This is a genomic window from Paraburkholderia sp. Cpub6, assembly GCF_014201065.1.
Lineage (GTDB): Bacteria > Pseudomonadota > Gammaproteobacteria > Burkholderiales > Burkholderiaceae > Paraburkholderia > Paraburkholderia tuberum.
Window position 1 is genome coordinate 283,588 of the sequence record NZ_JACHDM010000006.1, and the last position, 16,575, is coordinate 300,162.

11 protein-coding genes are annotated in these 16,575 nt (G+C 64.6%); 6 read left to right on the forward strand and 5 right to left on the reverse strand.

Translation table 11 applies throughout. From position 1 onward, the window contains the following. Window positions 1-8 precede the first annotated feature (8 nt). Together HDG33_RS14230 and HDG33_RS14235 are read right to left on the reverse strand one after the other, a co-directional pair. The gene (locus HDG33_RS14230; protein ID WP_184028446.1) at window positions 9-1,199 is read right to left on the reverse strand and encodes an ABC transporter permease; all 1,191 of its coding nucleotides are present in this window, start codon (window positions 1,197-1,199) and stop codon (window positions 9-11) included. Window positions 1,200-1,374: 175 nt separating this feature from the next. Further along, window positions 1,375-2,421, reverse strand: a complete 1,047-nt coding sequence (locus HDG33_RS14235; RefSeq protein WP_026225938.1) for a sugar ABC transporter substrate-binding protein — start codon at window positions 2,419-2,421, stop codon at window positions 1,375-1,377. Window positions 2,422-2,697: 276 nt separating this feature from the next. Here HDG33_RS14235 and HDG33_RS14240 point away from each other — a divergent pair, with 276 nt between their 5' ends. The 4 genes from HDG33_RS14240 to HDG33_RS14255 all read left to right on the forward strand — a co-directional run bounded on the left by HDG33_RS14240 (window position 2,698) and on the right by HDG33_RS14255 (window position 6,025). Beyond that, window positions 2,698-3,582, forward strand: coding sequence for a MurR/RpiR family transcriptional regulator (locus HDG33_RS14240; RefSeq protein ID WP_184028449.1), 885 nt, complete (start codon window positions 2,698-2,700; stop codon window positions 3,580-3,582). Continuing rightward, entirely contained in the window at window positions 3,575-4,591 is a 1,017-nt protein-coding gene (gene iolG, locus HDG33_RS14245; RefSeq protein ID WP_184028454.1) for an inositol 2-dehydrogenase, read from the forward strand. Before HDG33_RS14240 ends, iolG begins: the two co-directional genes overlap by 8 nt. Further along, entirely contained in the window at window positions 4,591-5,661 is a 1,071-nt protein-coding gene (locus HDG33_RS14250; RefSeq protein ID WP_184028458.1) for a Gfo/Idh/MocA family oxidoreductase, read from the forward strand. The genes iolG and HDG33_RS14250 overlap by 1 nt, the downstream gene beginning before the upstream one ends. A gap of 136 nt (window positions 5,662-5,797) precedes the next feature. Next, window positions 5,798-6,025 (forward strand): sulfurtransferase TusA family protein, encoded by a 228-nt coding sequence (locus HDG33_RS14255; RefSeq protein ID WP_026225937.1) that lies wholly within the window; start codon window positions 5,798-5,800, stop codon window positions 6,023-6,025. Between the two features lie 99 nt (window positions 6,026-6,124). Here the strand turns inward: HDG33_RS14255 and galU are convergent, their stop codons facing one another. Together galU and HDG33_RS14265 are read right to left on the reverse strand one after the other, a co-directional pair. Continuing rightward, window positions 6,125-7,006: a UTP--glucose-1-phosphate uridylyltransferase GalU gene (gene galU, locus HDG33_RS14260; RefSeq protein ID WP_090801031.1), complete on the reverse strand. Its 882-nt coding sequence runs from the start codon at window positions 7,004-7,006 to the stop codon at window positions 6,125-6,127. A gap of 63 nt (window positions 7,007-7,069) precedes the next feature. Continuing rightward, on the reverse strand, window positions 7,070-9,949 hold the full coding sequence (locus HDG33_RS14265; protein ID WP_184028463.1) for a valine--tRNA ligase: 2,880 nt from the start codon (window positions 9,947-9,949) through the stop codon (window positions 7,070-7,072). An 882-nt stretch (window positions 9,950-10,831) separates the two neighbouring features. Here HDG33_RS14265 and HDG33_RS14270 point away from each other — a divergent pair. Both HDG33_RS14270 and HDG33_RS14275 read left to right on the forward strand, forming a co-directional pair. Continuing rightward, window positions 10,832-13,195, forward strand: coding sequence for a UvrD-helicase domain-containing protein (locus HDG33_RS14270; protein ID WP_184028466.1), 2,364 nt, complete (start codon window positions 10,832-10,834; stop codon window positions 13,193-13,195). Continuing rightward, on the forward strand, window positions 13,192-13,986 hold the full coding sequence (locus HDG33_RS14275) for a 5'-methylthioadenosine/adenosylhomocysteine nucleosidase (protein WP_018421182.1): 795 nt from the start codon (window positions 13,192-13,194) through the stop codon (window positions 13,984-13,986). The genes HDG33_RS14270 and HDG33_RS14275 overlap by 4 nt, the downstream gene beginning before the upstream one ends. A 44-nt stretch (window positions 13,987-14,030) precedes the next feature. Here HDG33_RS14275 and HDG33_RS14280 read toward each other — a convergent pair whose 3' ends face one another. Beyond that, on the reverse strand, window positions 14,031-15,935 hold the full coding sequence (locus HDG33_RS14280; protein WP_184028471.1) for a propionate--CoA ligase: 1,905 nt from the start codon (window positions 15,933-15,935) through the stop codon (window positions 14,031-14,033). Window positions 15,936-16,575: the final 640 nt, after the last annotated feature.

Sequence of the window (16,575 nt, forward strand, 5' to 3'; positions counted from 1 at the left end):
ACCTCCGTCTAGCGCGATGCCGCGACGCGGCCGCGCACGTAGTGGTTGAACAGCACGGCGAACAGCAGCATCACGCCGAGGAACACGCGGAACCAGTCGGAATCGACGTTGGTGTACGTGATGCCGATCTGCACGACGCCGAAGATCAGCGCACCGAAGCATGCGCCAATCACCGAGCCGTAGCCGCCCGTGAGCAGCGTGCCGCCGATCACCGCGGCGATGATCGCCTCGAACTCCGCCTGCAAACCGCGGTCGGCCGCGGCCGAACCGATGTCGCACACCTGAAGTACTGCATACAGGGCCGAGCAGAACGCGGTCAGCACGAACAGCGAGATCTTCACGCGACGCACCGGCACGCCGACGTTCTTGGCCGCGTTGGCATCGCCTCCGACCGCGAAAATCCAGTTGCCGAAGCGCGTCCTGGCGAGCGTGAACGCGCAGACCACGGCGAGCACGAGCCACCACAGCAGCACCTTGGGAATGCCCGGCACGAGCGGCGTGCCGTTGTCGAGCATCTTCACGAGGCCGAGGTGGCCGAGCCACACGAACAGGCCTCTGAACGCGACGCCCTGGAAGAACGTGTGCGCGAACCAGTCCTGACGCGCGACGTCGCCGACGCCGGAGATGATGGTGCGATCGGCGAACATCACCGATAGCGCGAGCGTGAGACCGCGCAGTATGAACAGGAACGCGAGCGTGACGATGAACGACGGCAGGCGCGTGCGCATCACCAGATAGCCGTTGAGCGCGCCGAGCAGCATCGAGCCGACGAACGCGAACACGATCGCGAGCCAGATCGGCCAGTGGAAGTACATGGTCGGCAGCGCGACCATCATGCCGGCAAAGCCGATCATCGAACCGATCGACAGATCGAACTCGCCGGCGATCATCAGCAGGCACGCGCCGACCGAGATCAGACCGAGATAGGCGGCGACCTGCGACCAGTTCATCACGCCGTCGAGGTTGAACATCCCCGAGTTGCCGGCCGCCACGCCGAACACGATGAACACCATCACGGTGCCGGCGAGCGCCGCGAATTCCGGTCGGCCGAGCAGATGACGGAACCAGGATTCCTCGCGCACGCGTTCGTCGACGCCGGTGGACGCCGAAGCGGTCGTCGCAGCGGACTTTGCCGGGTCCTGCGGATCAGGCGGCGGTTGCTTGCGGTGATGGGGATGAAACAGGTCGGCGACACCCATTGAAGCTCTCCTTGATACGCCCGCGACCGGCGGGTCGGCGCAATGCCGTGGGCGTTTGCGAATCCGCTGAGCGGGCGGGCGCCGGCAAGACGCCATGCGTCCCGCCGGTCACTGCCTTTTAACCTTGCCGCCGGCGCGGCGGCTTAGGCGCGCGATGCGATGCGTTGCCGTGCGTTCAGCGGTACTGGCCGGCGTACTTCAGCACCTTGTCGACGTTGGCCTTCGTGATGAAGCCCGGGCCCGAGCCGATATTGCGCGGCCCGTAGGACGGCGTGAGCCCATAAGTGGCAAGACGCTCCTTGAACTTCGGATTCGCCTGCAGGATCTCGCGGATTTTGGCCGGATCGGTGGTGTGGTCCTTCTTCACGATCGCGAGTACGGCAACCGGGATATAGCCCTGCAAGTACGGTTGCTGGTCGATCGCGAACTGGATCGTGCCGTCCTGGATGCCCTTCGCGATGTCGCTGTCGAAGTCGAACGTCGCGAACCAGATCTTGCCGGCGAGGCCCATCTGCTGCAGCGCCTTCAGCGTCGGATCGGCCGACAGCGGACCGAGCGTCAGCACCGCCTGGGTATCCGGATGATTGCGCAGGAACGCGCTGACCTTCGACTGCACGCCGGTCGGGTCCTGGCCCGTGTCGAGCGTCGAGGTTTTGAAGTTGGCGCCGATCGCTTCGGCGAAACCGCGGCAGCGTTCGAACGAAGCCGGGTTCGTCGCGTAGTGGTTCACGCACAGGAACGACTTGATGCCGGCGGCCTTGGCCTTTTCTCCGGCGGCTTTGCCGGCCGCGAACTCGGGCTGGCCGACGTGCATGATCGCGCCGAGCTTCGCGCTTTGCTCCTCGGTGCCCGAATTGATCGTGACGAGCGGAATGTGCTTCTCGGTGACCTTCGCGATCGAGCTCTTCAGTACGTCGAAGTCGGCGATCGACACGATCACGCCGTCGTAGTTGCGCGCGGCCGCCTGCTCGACGAGACGCGCCATGTCGGCGATGTCGCCGTTCGGCGGATTGCGGTAGTCGGTCTGAACGTTGAAGTCCTCGTCGGCCTGCTTGATCGCATTCTTGATCGTGTTCCACCACGAGTCCGAATCCGGCGCGTGGCTGATCAGCACGAAGTGCGCGTCCGCCGCGCGGGCGGCCGAGGCCGCGCCGAATCCCGTCGCCAACGTCAACGCCGTCACCAGAATCCTGAGCGTTGCCTTGCCTCTGCAAAGTCTCATTGTCTCCACCTTTCTCGGTCTGTCGTTCGTTATTGAGGGAGCGACTGGCGGGCGGCTTTCCATTCCGATGACCCACACAACGAGGCCGAAGCGCCATCGCTCACGACCAAGAGTAGGTCATCTTCCGAAGCCTTGCAAAGAAAATTTCATGAGAAATAAAAATGGAAAATACGTTCCATTTGACGGGGCGGCCGCCTATACTCGGCAACGTCGGATGCACGTTGCGGCGCGCCGCGGGCGCGTCTGCCGCATTGCAGGAAACCCCGAGAGGCTGTCATGGCGGAACAGATCACCGAAGAAGCGGTGCCGAGCGTCGACGAATTGATGCAGCGCATCGCGGATACCTACGAGTCGCTGCCGCGGCAGTTGAAAAGCGTCGCGACGTACATCGAGCAGCATCGCGCGAGCGTGATGATGGATCGCACGAGCGATATCGCCGCGAGCTGCGGCGTGCATCCGTCGGCGGTCGTGCGCTTTGCGCAGCGTTTCGGCTTTTCCGGGTTTTCGGATCTGCAGGCGGTGTTTCGTCAGGCGTATGCGGGGCAGGGCGTGTCGTCGTCGAGCTATCAGCAGCGCATCCGCAAGCTGATCGACGAGAAGCCCGGCACCTTGTCGGGCGGCGCGGTCGCGCGCGAGTTCATCGCCGCGTCGCGCGGCGGCCTCGAAGAACTCGAAGCGGGCCTCGACGACAAGCAGTTCGACGCCGCCGTGAAGATGCTGCAGCAGGCCGACAACATCTACGTGATCGGCGTGCGGCGCTCGTTTCCGGTCGCGAGCTACATCGTCTATGCGTTGCAGCACACGCACAAGCGCGTGCATCTGGTGTCTGGCTTCGGCGGCATGTATCGCGAGCAGATCCGCAGCGTCAGGAAGGGCGACGTGGTGATTGCGATCAGCTTCGCCCCATACGGCAAGGAGACGCAGTACTGTCTGCGCGTCGCGCATCATCATCAGGCGAAGACGCTCGTCATTACGGATAGCCAACTGTCGCCGCTCGCACGCTACGCCAGCACGCAGCTGTACGTGAAAGAGGGCAGCGCGTTCGCGTTCCGCTCGCTGACCAGCACGATCTGCCTGTGCCAGGCGCTCTTCATCGCGCTCGCGTACAAGCTCGAACTGAACGTTGAAGAATCCAACGACACTGGAGGCTACGATGACTGACGCGGTAAACACGATCGACGTCGCCGTATTCGGCGCGGGGCGCATCGGCAAGATCCATGCGGCGAATCTCGCGCGGCAGCCCGGCGTGCGGCTCAAATACGTGGTCGACGTGAATCGCGAGGCGGCCGCCGCGCTCGCCGCGCAGCATGGCGCGCAGGTTGCGGATAGCGACGGCGCGATCGGCGATGCATCGATCGGCGCGACCGTGATCTGTTCGAGCACCGACACGCATGCGGACCTGATCGTCAAATCGGCCGCGCAGAACAAGCACGTGTTCTGCGAGAAGCCGGTCGATCTCACGTTGGAGCGCGCGCGGATGTGCGCAGAAGCGGTGGAGCGCGCCGGTGTGGTGTGCATGATCGGTTTTCAGCGGCGCTTCGATCCGACGTTCTCCGCGTTGAAAGCGCGTCTCGACGCGGGCGAGATCGGCACGCCGGAAATGCTCGTCGTCACGAGCCGCGATCCGGGCGCGCCGCCGCTCGAGTACATCCGGCACTCGGGCGGCATCTTCAAGGACATGCTGATTCACGACTTCGACATCTGTCGCTGGATTCTCGACGACGAAGCCGACACGCTGCACGCCACCGGCAGTTGCCTCACCGACCCCGCGATCGCCGACGCGGGCGACATCGATTCGACCGCGGTGACGATCCGCACGAAGCGCGGGCGGCTGTGCCAGATCAACACCGCGCGGCGCGCTGCCTACGGCTACGACCAGCGCTTCGAAGTGCTCGGCAGCACCGGCATGCTGCAGGCAGGCAACGTTCGGCCCACCGAAGTCACCGCGTACTCGAAGACGGAAGTATCGACCGACGTGCCCGAGGCGTTTTTTCTCGAACGCTATCGCGCGGCCTACGCGCTCGAAATCGCGCATTTCTTCGACGCGGTCACGCACGGCAAGCCGGTGCGCACGACCATCGCGGATGGCCTGAAAGCGCTCGAACTCGCGGAAGCCGCGACGCGGTCGTGGCGAGAGGGCCGTGCGATCAAACTCGGCGAGGCAGCGTGATGAAGCCCGCCACGGAGCGCTTGCGGATCGGCGTGGTCGGCCTTGGACGGCTTGGCAAGCGGCATGCGGAGAATCTCGCGTATCGCGTGCCGGGCGCGACGCTCACGGCCGCGTGCAGTCCGCTCGAAGATGAACTGGCATGGGCGCGTGATGCGATGCATGGGGCAATGCATGGGTCGCTGCATGAGCCGCGTCTCTACACCGATTACGCGGACCTGCTCGTTGATCCGCACGTCGACGCGGTATGGCTCGTCACGCCGTCGTCGCTGCACGCGCAGCAGATCGTCGACGCATTGCGCGCCGGCAAGCATGTGTTCTGCGAAAAGCCGCTGTCGCTCGATGTCGCCGAATGCGAGCGCGTGCTGGCCGAAGCGGCGCGCTATCCGCACCTGCAGGCGACGATCGGCTTCATGCGCCGCTTCGATCCGAGCTACCGCGACGCGTTCGATAAAATCGCCGCCGGCCAGATCGGCCGGCCGTTCCTCGTGCGCTCGCAAACCACCGATAAAAACGACGACGACGGTTTCTTCGTGCGCTTCGCGGCGACCTCGGGCGGCATCTTTCTCGACTGCACGGTGCACGACATCGACGTCGCCCGCTGGCTGCTCGGCAAGCCGCGCGCGACGCGCGTGTTCGCGGCGGGCACGGTCGCGCTGCACGAGGGTCTGCGCGAATTCGGCGATGTCGACAACGGTGTCGCGATCTGCGAATTCGAGGGCGGCAAGCTCGCGGCGTTCTACGCGTCGCGCACCCAGGCGCACGGCAACGATACGCATAGCGAAGTGATCGGCACGGCGGGCGCGCTGACGATCGGCCGCAATCCGCGCGCGAACCGCGTCGAGATCTACGACGCGACCGGCATTCGCAACGAGTGCACGCCGAACTTTTTCGACCGGTTCGAGGACGCGTTTCTGCACGAAGCACGCGCGTTCGTTGCATCGGTGCAAAAAGGGCCGGGGAAGGGCGATGCGGCACAGAGTGGCGCGACGCTCGCCGATGCGCTCGAAGCGACGCGTATCGGCGTGGCGCTGCGCGAGTCGCTGCAACGCGGTGAGGCGGTGACGCTGTAACGGCGCGCGGCACGGCTCGCGCGTGGAAATGGGCGTCGTGGCGATGCCCGGCGCCGCCGCTCCGCCTGCTGTAGAATTTGACCCTCTGTCCGGCGTCGTCAGCGACGCCCCGTCCCGAAGGTCATCGTCGATGCAAATTCAGATTCACAAGGAAGTCGATGCGCGCGGGCTCATGTGCCCGCTGCCCATCCTGCGCGCCAAAAAGGCGCTCGCCGACATGGAAAGCGGCCAGATTCTCAAGGTGCTCGCCACCGATCCCGGCTCGCAGCGCGATTTCGCCGCGTTCGCGAAGCAGACCGGCAACGAGATCGTCGAAAGCTCGGCGCATGACAAGGTGTTTACGTTTCTGATGCGGCGTCGCTGAGCCGCATTCGGTAAAACTGTCCGTCCGATGTAAAAAAGAAGGCGCTGTCCCCATTATTCGGGGTACAGCGCCTTCTTCGCTTCAGCCGGACTTTCGACGTCAGCCTTCGAGAACCGGCGAGCGGGTACGCAGATATTCTTCGAAATCGGCGGCGACTTCCGGGTGACGCAGGGCGAACTCGACGGTCGCTTTCAGGTAGCCCAGCTTGCTGCCGCAGTCGAAACGTGTGCCGTGATACTTGTACGCGAGCACCTGTTCGTCGGCGAGCAGCGACTGGATCGCGTCCGTCAGTTGCAATTCACCGCCCGCGCCCGGCTTGATGGAGCGCAGGTGATCGAAGATGCGCGGCTTCAGCACATAACGGCCCACCACGCCGAGGTTCGACGGCGCCACGCCCGGCTCCGGCTTTTCGACGATGCCCGACATCTTGATGATCGAGTCTTCCCATTCCTTGCCGTCGACGATGCCGTACGATTTCGTATCTTGCGGCGGGATCTCTTCGACGCCGATCACCGAGCTGTGATAGTGATCGAACACCTCGATCATCTGCGTCATCACGGGCGGCGTGCCGTACAACAGGTCGTCCGCGAGAATCACGGCGAAAGGGTTGTCGCCTACCAGCTTCTCGGCGCACAGCACGGCGTGGCCGAGGCCCAGCGCCTCGGCCTGGCGCACGTAGAAGCAGTCGACGTGGCTCGGCTTGATGCTGCGCACGAGTTCGAGCAGCTTGTCCTTGCCGCGCGCCTCGAGTTCGGCCTCGATCTCATAGGACTTGTCGAAATGGTCTTCGATCGCGCGCTTGCTGCGGCCCGTGACGAAGATCATTTCGGTGATGCCGGCCGCCATCGCCTCTTCGACCGCGTACTGAATCAGCGGCTTGTCGACGATCGGCAGCATCTCCTTCGGGCTAGCCTTCGTGGCGGGGAGGAAGCGGGTGCCAAGACCGGCTACCGGAAAGACCGCCTTCGTAACTTTTAGCATGTGAATACCCTGAGTCCTCTGGTTAAATCCTTGCCCGCCGTTGACGGGGGGCGGGCGCGTCGGTCAGGCCGGCAAGCGGGCCAGTTGGGCTTTCAGCTTGCCGACCGTGGCTTCGAAATCGGCCAGCCGCTTCTGCTCCTGTTCCACGACCGCCGCCGGCGCCTTCGCAACGAAGGCCTGATTCTGTAGCTTACCGTTGCACTTGACGATTTCGGCGCTCAACCGCGTGATCTCTTTCGACAGGCGTTCGCGTTCGACCGCTGCGTCGATTTCGACCTTCAACACGAGCTTGTCCGTTCCTACGATAGCAATAGGCGCGCCATCCGCCTGGGCGTCGAGCGCGGCCTCGTCGGCGATGATCTGCACCTCCGACAGACGCGCAAGTGCCTGAGCGTAAGGCGCGAAAGTACGAAGACGCTCCGCATTGCCGGTGGCGAGCAACGGCACCTTCACCGCCGGCGACAGGTTCATTTCACCGCGCAGATTCCGGCATGCATCGATCACCGCTTTGAGGTCGGTCGCCCACCGCTCGGCGTCTTCATCGAGCTTCGACGGCTCCGCGACGGGGTACTGCTGCACCATGATGGACGCCTCGCCCTCGGCCTTGCCTTCCGGGTAGCGTCCCGCGAGCGGCGCCACTTTCTGCCACAGCGCTTCGGTGATGAACGGGATCACCGGATGCGCGAGGCGCAGCACCGTTTCGAGCACGCGCAAAAGCGTCCGCCGCGTGGCACGCTGCTGGTTCGGCTGCCCCGTCTGGATCTGCACTTTGGCGAGTTCAACGTACCAGTCACAATATTCGTCCCATACGAACTTGTATATGGCGTTGGCCACATTGTCAAAACGATAGTCGGAAAAACCCTTGACGACTTCCGCTTCCACGCGCTGCAGTTGCGACACGATCCAGCGGTCGGCCTGCGAGAAATGCAGATTGCCTTCTGGCCCGCATTCGCCACATTGCGCCGGCTGGCCGATACCGCAGTCGTGGCCTTCGCAGTTCATCAGCACGAAGCGCGTGGCGTTCCACAGCTTGTTGCAGAAGTTGCGATAGCCTTCGCAGCGCGCGAGGTCGAAATTGACGTTGCGGCCGAGCGTGGCCATCGACGCCATCGTGAAGCGCAGCGCGTCGGTGCCGAACGCCGCAATGCCGTCCGGAAACTCCTTGCGGGTCTTCTTCTCGATCGACGCGGCCAGCTTCGGATTCATCAGGCCGGTGGTGCGCTTCGCGACGAGCGCGTCGAGGTCGATGCCATCGACGATGTCGATCGGGTCGAGCGTGTTGCCCTTGCTCTTCGACATCTTCTGGCCTTCGGCGTCGCGCACCAGACCGTGCATATAGACCGTTTCGAACGGCACCTTGCCCGTGAAGTGCGTGGTCATCATGACCATGCGCGCGACCCAGAAGAAGATGATGTCGAAGCCGGTGACGAGCACCGACGACGGCATGAAGTGCTTGAGCTCTTCGGTTTCGTTCGGCCAGCCGAGCGACGAGAACGGCACCAGAGCGGACGAGAACCACGTGTCGAGCACGTCTTCGTCGCGCTTCAACGCCCCCGTGTAGCCGGCCGCGACGGCCTTCGCGCGCGCGTCTTCCTCGGTACTGGCGACGAACACTTCGCCGTTCTCGCCGTACCACGCCGGAATCTGATGACCCCACCACAGCTGACGCGAGATGCACCAGTCCTGGATGTTTTCGAGCCACTGGTAGTACGTGGTGGTCCAGTTTTCCGGCACGAATTTGATCTGGCCGTTGCGCACGACGTCGAGCGCGGTTTCGGTGATCGACTTGCCCGGATTGAACGTGCCTTCGGGCGCCGGCTTGCTCATCGCGACGAACCACTGGTCGGTCAGCATCGGCTCGATCACGACGCCGGTGCGGTCGCCGCGCGGCACCATCAGCTTGTGCGGCTTGACCGATTCGAGCGCACCGAGCGCCTCGAGATCGGCGACCACCAGCTTGCGGGCTTCGAAACGGTCGAGGCCGCGGTATTTTTCGGGCGCGTTGTCGTTGATCTTCGCGTCGAGCGTGAGGATTTCGATTTGCGGCAGCTTGTGGCGCAGGCCGACCTGATAATCGTTGAAATCATGCGCGGGCGTGACCTTGACGACGCCTGTGCCGAATTCGCGGTCGACGTAATCGTCGGCGATGATCGGCACTTCGCGGTTCGACAGCGGCAGCGTGATGGTCTTGCCGATCAGGTGGGCGTAGCGTTCGTCTTCCGGGTGCACCATCACGGCGGTGTCGCCGAGCATGGTTTCCGGACGGGTGGTGGCGACGGTCAGATGGCCCGAGCCGTCGGTCAACGGATAGTGGATGTGCCACAGGTGGCCGTTTTCTTCTTCGCTGACCACTTCGAGGTCGGATACGGCGGTGAGCAGCACCGGGTCCCAGTTCACGAGGCGCTTGCCGCGATAGATCAGGCCCTGTTCATACAGACGCACGAACACGTCGCGCACGGTGGCCGACGTCTTGTCGTCCATCGTGAAGTATTCGCGCGACCAGTCGATCGATGCACCGAGACGACGCACCTGATTCGTGATCGTGGAGCCGGATTGCTGCTTCCACTCCCACACGCGCTCGACGAACTTCTCGCGGCCGAGGTCGTGGCGCGACACGCCCTGCGCGTCGAGCTGGCGTTCGACGACGATCTGCGTGGCGATGCCCGCGTGGTCGGTGCCCGGCACCCACAGCGTGTTCTCGCCGAGCATGCGGTGATAGCGGGTCAGGCCGTCCATGATGGTCTGGTTGAACGCGTGGCCCATGTGCAGCGTGCCCGTGACGTTCGGCGGCGGCAACTGGATCGAGAAATCCTTGCGATTCGCGTCGAAGGAGGGCGCGGCGTAGGTGCGCTTTTCCCATTCAGGGCCCCAGTGGGCTTCGATGGTGTGGGGTTCGAAGCTTTTTGCAAGCGTCGAGGTCGGGTCGCTCGGGGTGTCGCTCATGTTTCTGTTAAAGGCAGGATTTTGGAGGCGGGGAAGGGGTGATTATAGCTGGACGAGGTTTTTTGCCGGCCGGCGGCCGGTGTGGACAGGGGGGTTGCGCTTTTTTCGTTGGTCTGGCTTTGTTGGCCTTTCCTTGCTTTGTTATCGGTCTATTAGCGTTGCCCCTGTGCGGGGCGGGGCTTTTTTCGTTGTTCTGGCTTGGTTGGCCTTTCCTTGCTGACTTATCGGTCTATTAGCGTTGCCCCTGTGCGGGGCGGCACCTACTTTCTTTGCTGCTGCAAAGAAAGTAGGCAAAGAAGACAGCTAAAACCGCAAACTCTTAAGCGGGTCCCCTGGCTTGGAAGGGATAGTGGTGCATCTGGAATCCGTGCCCCCGCACATTCCCCGTTCGTGACAAAGCCGTCATCCCTCCCACTCCGCACTACGTGCGTCGCGGACGGGTCTGCCTGGGAAACCAATGGTTTGGCCCGCGCAGCGGGAGCCCTCGGCTGTGCCTCGGCGATGCGCTGAAACAACCGGTGGTTTTTGAGTGGGGTTTCGGCGCGCGTAGCGCCGCCGGAAGAATGACAGCCTTGTCACAAGCGCGGAATGTGCGAGAGCACGGATTCCAGATGCACCACTACCTCATGCGGACCGAGGGACCCGCTTAAGAGTTGGCGGTTTGAGCTGTCTTCTTTGCCTACTTTCTTTGCAGCAGCAAAGAAAGTAGGTGCCGCCCCGCACAGGGGCAACGCTAATAGACCGACAAGACAACAAGGAAAGGCCAACAAAGCCAGAACAACGAAAAAACCCCAACCCATATCCAGAAGAACAAAAAAACCAAAAAAAGCGCCGCCCCCGCCGGGGCATATAATGTCCCCCGAACTGCGCCTAAGCAAAAAAATGCCCGACCTCCTCTCGAATCTAAACCCCGAACAACATGCCGCCGTAACGCTCCCGAATGAGCCCGCCCTGATCCTGGCGGGCGCCGGCAGCGGCAAAACCCGCGTCCTGATCACCCGCATCGCGTGGCTGATTCAGCAAGGCCTCGCGTCCCCCGCGACCGTCCTCGCGGTGACCTTCACGAACAAAGCCGCCCGCGAAATGATGGCGCGCCTCTCGGCGCTATTGCCGATCGACACGCGCGGCATGTGGATCGGCACGTTCCACGGCCTGTGCAACCGTATGCTGCGCGCGCATCACCGCGACGCCGGGCTGCCCGCCACGTTCCAGATTCTCGATACCGCGGACCAGCTGTCGGCGATCAAGCGCCTGATGAAGGGCCTCAACATCGACGACGAAAAGTACCCCGCGAAAAATCTCCAGTACTTCATCAACAACGCGAAAGAGCAGGGCCTGCGCCCCAAAGACGTCGACGCCACCGACAACTTCAACCGCAAGTTCGTCGAACTCTACGAAGCCTACGATCAGCAATGCCAGCGCGAAGGCGTCGTCGACTTCCCCGAGCTGCTGCTGCGCTGCTACGAACTGCTCGCGCACAATCCGCCGCTGCGCGCGCATTACCAGGCGCGCTTCAGGCACATCCTCGTCGACGAGTTTCAGGACACCAACAAGCTGCAATACGCGTGGCTGAAGCTGCTCGCGGGCCAGCACAACGCAATCTTCGCGGTCGGCGACGACGACCAGTCGATCTACGCGTTCCGCGGCGCGAACGTCGGCAACATGCGCGACTTCGAGCACGAGTTCAACGTGCGCAATCTGATCAAGCTCGAGCAAAACTATCGTTCGCACGGCCATATTCTCGATGCCGCCAACCAGCTGATCGCGAACAACTCGCGACGCCTCGGCAAGAATCTGCGTACCGACGCGGGTCACGGCGAACCGGTGCGCGTCTACGAATCGGCGACCGATTCGCAGGAGGCCGGCTGGATCGTCGAAGAGATCCGCGCGCTGATCAACACCGGCCTGTCGCGCAGCGAAATCGCGGTGCTCTACCGCAGCAACGCGCAGTCGCGCACGATCGAGCACACGCTCGTCAACGCGGGCATCGCGTATCGCGTGTATGGCGGCCTGCGCTTTTTCGAACGTCAGGAAGTCAAGCACGCGCTCGCCTACCTGCGCCTGATCGACAACCCGAACGACGACACCGCGTTCGGCCGCGTCGTCAATTTCCCGACTCGCGGCATCGGCGCGCGTTCGATCGAACAGCTCGCCGACGCGGCGCGTCTGTACAACTGCTCGATGGCCGCGGCGATTCCGTACGTCGCCGGCAAGGCCGGCTCGAGCCTCGCCGCGTTCGCGAACCTCGTCGGCAAGATGCGCGCCGACACGCAGCAGATGAGCCTGCCGGAGACCGTCGAGTACGTGGTCCGCGCGAGCGGTCTCGCCGACTTCTATCAGAACGAGCGCGAAGGCCAGGAGCGGCTCGAGAACCTGCAGGAACTCGTCAACGCGGCCGCCGCGTTCGTCAGCGAGGAAGGCTACGGGCTCGATACGCCCGCGCGCTCGATTCCGCTGCGCCCAGGAGCCAGCGCCGCGCCCGAACTCGCGGTCGCGACCGACGATCCGACCACGGTGGTCCTCGACGCGCCGGGCATCGCCGATCCGGCGCAAAACCCCGACACGATGACGCCGCTCGCGGGCTTTCTGTCGCACGCATCGCTCGAAGCGGGCGACAACCAGGCGCAGGCCGGCCAGGAAGCGGTGCAGCTGATGACGGTGCACGCGGCAAAGGGGCTCGAATTCACCGCAGTGTTCATCACCGGCCTCGAAGAGGGGCTGTTCCCGCACGAGAACAGCGCGATGGAGGCCGACGGCCTCGAAGAGGAGCGGCGTCTGATGTACGTCGCGATCACGCGCGCGAAGGAGCGGCTGTACCTGTCTTTCGCGCAGAGCCGGATGCTGCACGGCCAGACCCGCTACAACATCCGCTCGCGTTTCTTCGACGAATTGCCGCAGGAAACGCTGAAGTGGCTGACGCCGAAGGTCGAGGCGGGCTCGCGCTGGGGCGGCCGCTCGGACAACGCCGGCTACGGGCGCGACTGGTTCGCGCGGCCGGGGTACGGCGGCGGTTCGGCGTCGACGGCGGCGGTGACCTCCGCGCCGGCGCCCGCGTTCGCGAACGAGCAACGCGCGGCCGACACGGGCTTCCGCGTCGGCCAGCAGGTGTTCCATACGAAGTTCGGCGAAGGCACGATCACCGCACTCGAGGGCAACGGCACCGACGCGAAAGCGCAGGTCCGCTTCAAGCGGCACGGCGAAAAGTGGCTGGCGCTGGCGGTGGCTAAATTGCAGGCGGTCGAATGAGCACGCCCTTGAATCTCAGCCACGATGCGCGGCGGCCGCTCGGCGTTCTGGCCGCGTTACCGCAGGAACTCGGCGACCTGATCGAAGCGATGCGCGCCGAGTCCGGCGTGCGCACGGTCACGCACGGCCAGCGTGACTACCACGTCGGCACCGTGCACGGCACGCCGTGCGTCGTCACGCTCGCGCGCGTCGGCAAGGTCGCGGCGGCCGCGACGGTCAGTGCGCTGATCCACGCATTCGATGTCGAGGCGATCGTGTTCACCGGTGTCGCGGGCGGTGTCGGCGGCGACGTGCATGTCGGCGATATCGTCGTTGCGAGCGCGCTGATGCAGCACGATGTCGACGCGTCGCCGCTTTTTCCGCGCTTCGAGGTGCCGCTGCTCGGCATGTCGCGCTTCACCACCGATGCGGCGCTCGCCGACCGTCTAACCGCCGCATGCGAGCAGTTCGTCGCCGAGGAAGGCGCGGCCTGCGCGGCGCGCTTCGGCACGCGCGCGCCGCGCGTGCATCGCGGCTTGATCGTCAGCGGCGATCAGTTCGTCGCGAGCGCGGCGGCCGTCGCGGCGTTGCGCGACGCGCTGCCCGACGCGCTCGCGGTCGAGATGGAAGGCGCGGCGATCGCGCAGGTCTGCTACGAGTACGGCGTGCCGTGCGCGGTCGTGCGCACGATCTCCGATACCGCCGACGACCACGCGCCCGGATCGTTCATGTCGTTCCTGACCGGGATCGCGGGCACGTATTCGAACGCGATTCTCGCGCGCTTTCTCGGCACGCGGGACACCGCGGGCTGAGCGCCCGCTTGTTCGTCCGCCTGGTCGCCCGCTGATTGGCCCGCTTATTCCTTCCTGCCGTCGCCGAGCGCGTCGCGCACCTGCTGCAGCGCGGCCGGATCTTCGATCGTCGGCAAATCGCCCGGCTCGCGCCCTTCGGCGAGCGCCGCGATAGCGCGGCGCAATAGCTTGCCGGAGCGCGTCTTCGGCAGCATCGATACCATCACCACGCGCGCGGGCCGCGCAATCGAGCCGAGATGGCGGTCCACCGTCATCGCCAGCTCGGCTTCGAGCCGCGCGCGCTCGCTCGGGTCGCCTTCTCCCTGCGCGCCGCGCAGCACGACGAAGGCCATCGCCGCCTGACCCTTGACCGGATCGGTCACACCGACCACCGCGACTTCCGCGACAGCCGCATGGCTCGACAGCGCCTCCTCGATCTCGCGCGTGCCGAGGCGATGGCCCGCGACGTTGATGACGTCGTCGGTGCGGCCGAGGATCGTCACGTAGCCGTCCTCGTCCTGCACGCCCCAGTCGAACGTCGAATACACCTGCTGGTTCGGCACGCTCGACCAGTAGGTGCCGACGAAGCGCTTGTCGTCGCCCCATACCGTCGACATGCAGCCCGGCGGCAGCGGATAGTCGAGCGTCAGCACGCCTTTCTCGCCGGGCGCGCAGGGCTCGCCGGTCAGCTCGTCGCGCACGGTCAGGCTATAGCCGATCGAGGGCACGCCCGGCGAGCCGAGCTTGGTCGGCAGTGCCTCGATGCCGCGCGGAATCGCGAGCATCGGCCAGCCGGTTTCGGTCTGCCAGTAGTTGTCGATCACCGGCTTGTTCAACGCGTTGGAGATCCATTCGGCGGTCGGTTCGTCGAGTGGTTCGCCGGCGAGAAACAGCGTGCGCAGGCTCGACAGATCGGCTGCCTTCATCAGCGCCGGGTCCTGCTTCTTCAGCACGCGTATCGCGGTCGGCGCGGTGAACATCAGGTTGATCTTGTGCTGTTCGACGAGCCGCCACCAGATGCCGCCGTCCGGACGAATCGGCGTGCCTTCGTACATCACGGTGGTCAGCCCCGCGATCAGCGGCGCGTACACGATGTAGCTGTGGCCGACCACCCAGCCGACGTCGGACGCGGTGAACATGGTGTCGCCGGGCTTGCCCTCGAAGATGTATTCCATCGATGCCGCGAGCGCGACCGCATAGCCGCCGACATCGCGCTGCACGCCCTTCGGTTTGCCGGTCGTGCCCGACGTGTACAGCACGTACGACGGCTCGTTCGATTCGAGCCACTCGCACGGGACGTGGGCGTCGAAGAACTGTTCGCGCAGCGGCTCGTAGGCGACGAGGTAGGGCGCGTTCAGTCGCGCGGGCGCGAGCTGCCGGTCGATCAGCAGCACATGCGGTGTCTTGTGCATGGCGCGCGCGAGCGCTTCGTCGACGAGCGGCGTGTAGTCGACCACCTTGCCGCCGCGCGCGCCGGCGTCCGCAGTGACGATCAGCACGGGCTTCGCGTCGTCGATACGCGTGGCGAGGTTCGGCGCCGCGAAGCCGCCGAACACGACCGAGTGGATCGCGCCGAGCCGCGCGCACGCGAGCATCGCGAACAGCGCCTCGGGGATCATCGGCAGATAGATCAGCACGACGTCGCCGCGCTTCACGCCGAGCGAGCGCATGGCGGCGGCCATCCGGTTGATTTCGGCGTACAGATCGGCATACGTGTAGTGCCGCTCGATGCCGGTTTCGGTCGATACGTAGACGAGCGCGTTCTGCTGCGCGCGTTCGGCCAGATGCCGGTCGACCGCGTTGTGGCAGAGGTTCGTGCGACCGCCGACGAACCAGCGCGCGAACGGCGGCTTCGAGCGGTCGAGCACGGTGCCGAATGGCGTGTGCCAGTGAATGCGCCGGGCTTCTTCGCGCCAGAAGGCTTCGGGGTGGTCGATCGAGCGGCGGTGGAAATCGCGGTAGCGGGTCATCGGCGGCGATCCTCGTGCGGCGGGAGTGGACGGGGTTGGATGAAACGGAATCGTAAATTGCGCGCCCGGTGCGGTGCTGGTTATGCGCACAAGCATAGCCACGGGCGGGAGGGGGGGCAAGCGGGTTCGCCGTAAGGGCGAAGGGCAACAGAAGGAAGTCGTTGTTCTGGGTTGGTTGGCCTTTCCTTGCTTTGTTATCGGTCTATTAGCGTTGCCCCTGTGCGGGGCGGCACCTACTTTCTTTGCTGCTGCAAAGAAAGTAGGCAAAGAAGACAGCTCAAACCGCCAACTCTTAAGCGGGTCCCTCGGTCTGCATGAGGTAGTGGTGCATCTGGAATCCGGGCTCCCGCACATTCCGCGCCAGTGACAAGGCAGTCATTCTTCCGGCGGCGCTACGCGCGCCGAAACCCCGTTCAAAAACCGCTGGTTGTTTCGGCGCATCGCCGAGGCGCAGCCGAGGGCCCCCGCTGCGCGGGCCAAACCATTGGTTTCCCAGGCAGACCCGTCCGCGACGCACGTAGTGCGGAGTGGGAGGGATGATGGCTTTGTCACGAACGGGGAATGTGCGGCGGCCCGGATTCCAGATGCACCACTACCCCCTCCAAGCCAGGGGACCTGCTTATGAGCTAGCGGTTTTAGC